5 protein-coding genes are annotated in these 6362 nt (G+C 48.0%); all 5 read right to left on the minus strand.

Annotation, left to right across the window (positions count from 1 at the left end; all coding sequences use genetic code 11):
• Positions 1–127 precede the first annotated feature (127 nt).
• On the minus strand, positions 128–2254 hold the full coding sequence (locus ACTQ53_RS14795) for a fimbrillin family protein (protein ID WP_441933840.1): 2127 nt from the start codon (positions 2252–2254) through the stop codon (positions 128–130).
• Positions 2255–2354: 100 nt separating this feature from the next.
• Positions 2355–3326 carry a fimbrillin family protein gene (locus tag ACTQ53_RS14800; RefSeq protein ID WP_441933842.1) on the minus strand — a complete coding sequence of 324 codons (972 nt, stop codon included), beginning with the start codon at positions 3324–3326 and terminating at the stop codon, positions 2355–2357.
• A gap of 85 nt (positions 3327–3411) precedes the next feature.
• Complete coding sequence (locus ACTQ53_RS14805; RefSeq protein WP_441933844.1) at positions 3412–4482, minus strand: DUF5119 domain-containing protein; 1071 nt, start codon at positions 4480–4482, stop codon at positions 3412–3414.
• Positions 4479–5738: a DUF3575 domain-containing protein gene (locus ACTQ53_RS14810; protein WP_441933846.1), complete on the minus strand. Its 1260-nt coding sequence runs from the start codon at positions 5736–5738 to the stop codon at positions 4479–4481. The genes ACTQ53_RS14805 and ACTQ53_RS14810 overlap by 4 nt, the downstream gene beginning before the upstream one ends.
• 298 nt (positions 5739–6036) lie before the next feature.
• A partial coding sequence (locus ACTQ53_RS14815; protein WP_441933848.1) for an IS66 family transposase occupies positions 6037–6362 on the minus strand: 326 nt, incomplete at its 5' end.

Below are 6362 nucleotides of genomic sequence, written 5' to 3' on the forward strand. Positions count from 1 at the left end.
TACTTGGTTTATATAACAAAAAACAAACTGCGGTTAGAATTTGCCTCACGGATCATTCTAATCGCAGTTATGAAAAGAGTTATGCAAATAATATAAAAAGTACCATTTTTATGAGTGCCGGCGCAGCTTATGGGTGCTTGCGCACTGCACGTACGTTGAGCAACGTTGTACGCTTTTCGAGAGATGCACCAGAACCATACAAGTATTTATACGAATTCTCGTTATCATGTGCAACCTCAGAAGCTGTTGACGTCCAATAATCTCCAGTCAAAGGATATTCATTCTCCACAACCATAGAGAATTCGTTCTTAGCAGGTAGATACCACACAAGGTTTTCTCGCTTAAGCACTGGACGATATGTCTTGTTACCAGCAGCATCTGTTTCAAGCAATTCCTTATTGAACTTATTCTTCATTGTACACAATCGAGCGGCATATTCTGCTGGATTTTGCGCTAAATGTTTATCAGGTTTTCCACCCCACGCTTCCAACTGAGTCATAAGTCCTGTTACATCACTAATACCATTGAAATTAAATAATTCCCATGTATTCTGATTTCCATCGTCAGGATTGTCTGCTACATCAAGATTAGGTACTTTACTAAAGTCGATAGTAACAGTTTCTAATTGAAGAAGCCAATTTTGAGTATAGGTAATGTAGTCTTTATACTTATCACCATAATACTTAATCTGAATCTTCATAATCCATCTTCTTAACGGACCCCAGAAGCCATGACCACCAGCATCCCTCATATCATAGGTGATTTTCATAGAGCTATCCCACAAGAAGCCCCATGGATACTTTCCATCTTCAAAGCGCTCGCAACCCAATCCGTCGGTATTCCAACTTGGGCACAACTGCTTAATTGTAAACTTTGCAGATGTTGCGGATGGATACTTTTTAGGACTTAGTTCAAGTACTATATCGCGTTCTGCATCTGTTATGTTTTCTTCGAGGAAAGCATAGACTGTTACCTCTCCCGTCTCTGTACCTTCGATGGTTTGTGTACCACGGTCTTCTTCCACCCAGTAGCCAAGTGATGTAAGTTCAGTCAGTTCCTTGCAAAGTGTTACCTTTGATGATGTAGACTTTAATGTCCATCCACCTCCAACTACTTCACCCTTTTTATCCTTATCAACCAGTGTTGGGTCAACCTTTATTTTAATAGGATAAATCACGTAGTGAGCATCCTGTAATGTTGGCCCAGTAACAAACTTCAGCTCATACTCTGGTGTAATCGAGAGGCGATAGGTCACGGTTTTGCCCATTTGCCATTCGGCTCCGCTGAGTGAAGCGCTCAGAGTACGGTCGTTGCCTGAGATGTTGTCATGGAAAACGACTTCGAGCTTGCTGTCTGCGCCTAAAGTCTGGGGCAGGAGCATGAATGTAGCGTCCTCGGCATTGAGCTTTGTGCCGTCGTCTGTGGTGCCTGTGGTTGCTAAGTCTGGCGAAACTGTATAGTCGGCTGTGGTTTCGTTTAGTGCCCATTTGGATGTAGCCATGTCGTATGTACCAGAGTTGCGTACGTTGGTTATTTTTACGCTGTTGATAGTGCCTTCTGCCATTGTTTTACCAGTCTTGATGATTACAGCGGTGCAGATGTGCTTGAACTGCAGGTTTACAGGAGCGCCTGTTGTACTGTTGTTGTGTTCGCCTGTGGCTGCCGCTACAAGGTCGCGCTGCTTGGTGAGATCGGTAGAAGCAGTGTACTTGAGGGTAGTCATGTTGACATCCTCTCGCGGATAGATAGGACTCTCATCGAGAGTAGCATCGGTTGGTGCCCATGCGAAGAAGCGCAACTGTCCCTTTTCTGGCCAGTAGTATGTAGAGTTGGGACTCCAAAGCGAGCGCGAGTCAGATTTTGTAGCAGTTTCGTTCATATACAACTGCGAGTTGGTGCTTCCGTCTGCTTTCTTGTACTGTGCCACAACCTTAAACTCGTCGTACATGCTTGTCTGCATAGCTGCACGTGTAGCAGGTCTGCCTGCATTGTCGTTGCCGATGCCGTCGGTCACAACGGCACGCACGCAGAGTGTGTCGGCAGAATTGTCCGAGCGCAGAGTGTAGCGGGCAGCTGTATAGCCGTCAGCAGAATTGTTTGCGCGTGTAGACGCACCGTTTTCGGTAGATACGCCGAAACTGATGCCGTCGGTATTTGTTTCCGCTTTGCCGAAAAAGTCGTCGCTGCTGCATGAAAAGAGCGACGCTGACAGTAGCACAGCAGCGATGCTGGCTGTCAAATGGTGTATTTTCATTATTCCTTTCATCTTGGTTCGTTTTTGTGGTTGTTGATAATTGTGAGTGTAAGGGGAACATTCAACCCCTTACACCCTGTAGTGTGTTAGTTTATTACTATTACAGATTGAATGCGTTGTCATCAGCGTCAACCCAAGGATTAACTGTAGCAGTGAACACGATCGGGCAGAGAACCTGATCAGGATTGATGTTCTCGTGTGTGAACTCAGCTGTAAACTGATAGCTCATACCCGGCTTCATAGCTGTTTCAGGCAGATCTACAGTGTGAGTATACTCGTCTGTAACACCATTGTGGATGCGTGTAACTTTGAAGGTAACCTGATAAGTCTCGGTTGCAGGAATCATGTACTTGTGACCAGTTACGCAAGAAGCGTTCTGTGCAAACTGTGTAGTAGTAGCATTGTCAAATGCGAGTTCGTCAGTTGCTTCGTCAGTTACCCATGCAAGCTCGTTAAATACTGCCTTAAGTTCTGCTGTACCAGACTTGTAAGCGTTAGTAATCTTTACATCGGTAACAGTAAGCTTAGAACCATCGTCCATTGCGTTCTTGAACTGGAAGCGAACGCGTGAAAGCATGTGGTTGAATGTCAAGTCAACAGCTGGGGGGCATGTGTTTGGAGCCACAGTTATAGCGCCACAATCCTTTGCTGCATAGACGAGGTCAGTTTCACCTGCCTTGGCATCATTGTTAAATGCAATGCTACCATAGTTCTGATAAGCTGTGGGAGCTTTCATTGTAAAAGCGTCAACCGGTGCAAGTGCTACGAAGCTATATGAATAGCCGTTTTCCCAATAAACTGGTGTCGTGTATGTCCAGCCTTTTTGAGTGTCTTTACTAACTACTACACCATCGAACGGAGTACCAGTCTGATCGCCCTTGTTCATCTTGCCCCAGACCTTAAAGGCTGTAAAGTTTGATTCTTCAGTGTCTGTGGCACGTGTAGAGTTATTAACGAATGTCTTGAAGCCGATGGCATTGCCCTTAGCCATTTCTACTGTCTCGTCGCTGTTGCAAGCTGTGAGTGCGAGGCCCATTGCTGCCAAACCAATTAAAAATAGATTCTTCTTCATAATGATGTATTTTAAATTAGTAAATAAAGTTATATGAAAAGTTTATTTGTAAACCGTGTACAGTTTCTACTTGAGTTGCGTAGCGCTACTTGAGCGGCATGTCTACGTCCTCGAACTCGCCCCATCCGTCTACGTTTACGTCGAAGCCCGATCCGCCGTGCTTGCCGTCCTCGTCAGAGATCTCGATGCCCTTCACTACGATTACGCCGCCTTGCGGTTGCTTTGCAATCTGGTCGCTCACGTCGAAGTAAAAGTTCTTTATGATGCCGTTCTTCAATCGTACCTCGAGGTTGAGCGCGTGGCTGCGCGGTGCTCGTGTAGATGTGTAGTAGCCGTTAGGATAGTCGGGCACTCCGAACGATGTAACTATAGCCTGTGCTCCCCATTGCTGCAGCGTGCAGTCGTAAAGCAGCGTTGCTGCCTCGGCTGATGTCCTGCCGCTGTTGAGGTATACGGCTGACGCCATTCCGGAGAGTGCTCCGCGCACCAGTCCTACGTATTGCAGACCCTTGCTGAACTCGTAGCGAACGAGATACTTGAACACGAGCGGATGCATCGTGACCGGCATCACCCTCTCCTCCACCGTGCGCTCCGATGTGTACTCCTCGTTGAAGTTGCCGTAGAGCATGTCGGGCATTGCCACCGTAGGCTCCTTGGCGTCGGTCTGTTTCTGGAACGGATTGCCGAGGAACGAAGCTCGTGTGCGTGTTCGGGTTGTAGCCTTGGCTGCTGCGTACGAGTACATGTCGTCGAACACGATATACTCGGTGTCGTTGTTGTAGAACAGCAGCTGGTGCTTGCCCGGTCGGAGACCTACTACGTCGCCCTGAGCCGGCATGTTGATCATGTCGCTCGGTCCGAGAGCCGGGAAGTCGTGCATTCGGAGACCTGCGGGTATGAGCGGTCTGAGGTCGTCGTATTGCATACCATAGGTGTCGACCCATGCAGAGAAGTTCTTCCAGTCGGTGCTTCCGTCGCTGCGTATCTCCCACTCCTGCTGATATGTTGCCTCTACACGGAACTTGTACTTAGGAGAATGAGAGTCGTGGTCGAAACACAAATCCTTGTGCTCGCAAGATGACAATGCTGTCATGGCAACCAGAGCAAACGCCGTTGCGATTCTCGTAACATTGCGTTTAAATATGACCTTAATCATTTGTCGCCTCCTTTCTTCTTATTGTTGTAGTTTCCATGTCCCAAGAGCCATACGAGCGACACCTCAGCCTTTGTAGGGCCTATCCAGTGGCGGTTCTTCGTGGCTTTCCACACGTAGTGTCCGTCCAGCGGCTCGTACTCATAGTAGCGTCCGCCCATGTATCCTGCCACAACACTGAAGTCGATGTTCAGGCGCTTTGCTATCGGCAGCGAGTAGCCGTATTCGGCTCCTACTGCGTAGCTTGTGCGGTCCCAAAGTGTTCCGCCGGGTATGCCTGCCATGTATCCCTTTCCGCCGAGCTCGAAGTCGTAGGTGAACGCCTGTGCGTTGATGCCGAGGTGGTGTCCCTGCAACGGCTTCACCTTCGATGCCTTGCCGAACCACTTGCGCAGCGAGATGCCTCCGCCGTAGATGCGCCAGTAGTTGTGGTGATGGTTGTTGTTCCACCATGCGTACATCCAGTCGGCTGCTATCGACCAGCGCTTTCCGAGCGAGAACTCCATGCCTATGTTCGGTACGCCGAGCGCGTCGTAGAGCATGTTGGTCTTGATGGCGAGGTAGGCGTTTCGGCGCTCAGGCTCAGGTGCGGGCTCCTCTACTTGCGGCTCCTGTGTTCCTGGCTCTTCCGGAACAATCACTTCTGCCTTTTGGTTGTCTACCACGGTTGGCTTCTGCTCGATGTAGACAGATATGAGGCTGGCGTTGCGCACTGCGGGGAAGAACTCGCGCAGCATGTAGTTCCATGTGCGTCCGTAGTTGAGGTCCATAAGGCGCTTCTTGCGGCTGTCTACCAGAACTCCCTTCGAGTTGTATGTGAACTCTTCGGTCTCGCGTATCTGGTGCAGCACCTCGTCTCTGTACGGCATGTCCGACTTCTCTACGAAGTAAGCCAGCTTCTGCCACATCTCCGAGCACTCGCACTTCGACACTATTGCGTCGGGCAGCTGCACTCGCTCGCGAACGTAGCGCTCCATGTTGGCGCAGCGTCTTTCGGTGAGGCGCTGGCTGAGAAGAGGTCCACCTTCGGGCGATGCCGAGCCGCAGAATTTCACACTGGTCAGCTTCAAGGTGCTGTCTTTCTGCACGTCAGTAAGGAACTTGACTATTTCTGCGAGACTTGCTGCGTTGTCACCGAAGTTAGGATTGAGCACGCTTGATGCCACCGGGAATCTTACGCAGACTTCCTTTGTATATGTCTGGGCTGACATATCGTTGCCGCAGAACAGTATTAATAGTGCAAATACAAGTCGTTTCATAAGTAACTCCTTTTGGGGTTTGGTTTTTGATTTTGTGTTTTGTGTGGAAGGCTATCTGTAGCGAAAGCCGCTCCGGTTTCGTTTTTGTATTTTCGTCAGTTTGCTTCAATAGCAAATGCTGTTTGTATCTGTGATAAACCTCTTCTTTTGAGAAGAATTAGTTTTTCAATTGCGAATTTAGGAAATGTTTTTATAACTTCCAAACATTTCTCAAGAAAACTTTACGTTTTCAACGTTATTTAACACATTTCATAATTAAAGTAACTACTCAGCACCCCTATGGGCATGAGTAATCGTCTTACTGTTGTACTACAGCAAGAATTGCATTGAATTTAGAATTTCCGTTCTTCATAGCAGTTTCAGCAATGGAGTGCAACTTGGCAAAATCATCGGCACCGCTGTCTGTTCGGAAGCAACCGCTGACTTTCTGCTTTATCTTGATTTTCCTAACTCCCCGCTCACTGGCATTGTTCTCGTAAGGCACACTTGGATTGGAGAGAAAGGTAAATAGGCAGTCTTTGACTTTAAGGATACCCCTCTTGAATTTCTCAAACTCGTTATCTAAATGCGTGAGGCTTTCACCCAAGAGGTTCTTCATCTTTGTCTTCAGTACCTTTATCTTTC

The organism is Prevotella sp. Sow4_E9_plate (assembly GCF_052116205.1).
GTDB lineage: Bacteria > Bacteroidota > Bacteroidia > Bacteroidales > Bacteroidaceae > Prevotella.

Bases quoted from the DNA above. Each gene is read 5' to 3' on its own strand.
- ACTQ53_RS14795 (WP_441933840.1), bottom strand. From the start codon at position 2,254: ATGAAAATACACCATTTGACAGCCAGCATCGCTGCTGTGCTACTGTCA.
- ACTQ53_RS14800 (WP_441933842.1), bottom strand. From the start codon at position 3,326: ATGAAGAAGAATCTATTTTTAATTGGTTTGGCAGCAATGGGCCTCGCA.
- ACTQ53_RS14805 (WP_441933844.1), bottom strand. From the start codon at position 4,482: ATGATTAAGGTCATATTTAAACGCAATGTTACGAGAATCGCAACGGCG.
- ACTQ53_RS14810 (WP_441933846.1), bottom strand. From the start codon at position 5,738: ATGAAACGACTTGTATTTGCACTATTAATACTGTTCTGCGGCAACGAT.